The following is a 282-nucleotide window of genomic DNA, read 5'->3' on the forward strand; positions in this document are numbered from 1 at the left end:
GATCGCGGCGCATGCGGCGAGCCTTGGTGGGGCTGATGCTGCCGGGCATGCGACGGGTGCATTGATGGCGGCCACCATCGGCGGTGAAATTGCCGCGCCACGGATCATCGCTGCCTTCGGTCGCAAAATGTCGCTGGTGATGGCGCTTGGCCTGCTTGGGACCGCTTGCCTGCTGGCATTCCCCTCATCGCTTGCACTGCTTCTCCTCAATTGTCTTGTCCGCGGTGTCGCCCTCGGCGTGTTGCTGGTCGCCGCCTCTGGCATCTCGGCCAAGTTGGCACC

At 64.9% G+C, this 282-nt stretch carries 1 protein-coding gene; it reads left to right on the forward strand.

The window, feature by feature from the left end:
• Nucleotides 1–64: 64 nt before the first annotated feature.
• On the forward strand, nt 65–282 hold a 218-nt coding region (locus tag EN851_RS36105; protein WP_210234969.1), incomplete at its 3' end, for a hypothetical protein.

It is taken from the genome of Mesorhizobium sp. M8A.F.Ca.ET.208.01.1.1 (assembly GCF_004791315.1).
Taxonomy (GTDB): domain Bacteria; phylum Pseudomonadota; class Alphaproteobacteria; order Rhizobiales; family Rhizobiaceae; genus Mesorhizobium.